This is a genomic window from Oleiphilus sp. HI0123 (assembly GCF_001635315.1).
Map to the genome: position 1 here is coordinate 1 of NZ_LWGE01001835.1, position 556 is coordinate 556.

Below are 556 nucleotides of genomic sequence, written 5' to 3' on the forward strand. Positions count from 1 at the left end.
AGACTATGCGTAATCGTAATCACCAGCTGCATTTATGGCGGCCTGGTATGCGGGCCTAGCATGAATACTGGCAACATAATTGCTAATATTAGGATGTGTTTCGGGAGTTGCCAGGCCTCTTGCGCAGGCTGCTTCTAGTGGAAAAATCATTTGAAAATCAACACCACTCAAGGCATCACCACAGAACCAAGAACGTCCATTTAAGTAATGATTGATATAGCTTAAATGTGTGATTAAATTTGGCTTTATAAAGGTAGAAATTGCTTTTTCGGCGATCTTTTTTGCAATAGGTCTAGCAAAAAAAGGCATCGGGCTGGTTTTAACCTTATCAAATACAAGCTTCATAACGAGATAAGGCATCAATGAACCTTCAGCATAGTGCATCCAGTATTGGTAGTTTAAATATTCTTCAGTGTTGATTTCCGGCTTTAGATTTGGAGCGTACTGATTCACTAGATAATCGATGATAACCGCAGACTCTGCAATTTTATTTTCGCCATCTTCCAAGATCGGAGCCTTACCAAGAGGGTGCACTTCCTTAAGTTTTTCTGGAGCT

General features: G+C 40.5%; 1 protein-coding gene. It reads right to left on the reverse strand.

Features of this window, described 5'->3' with window-relative positions:
* Nucleotides 1-3: 3 nt before the first annotated feature.
* On the reverse strand, nt 4-556 hold a 553-nt coding region (locus tag A3761_RS24710), incomplete at its 5' end, for a glutathione S-transferase N-terminal domain-containing protein (RefSeq protein WP_068751100.1).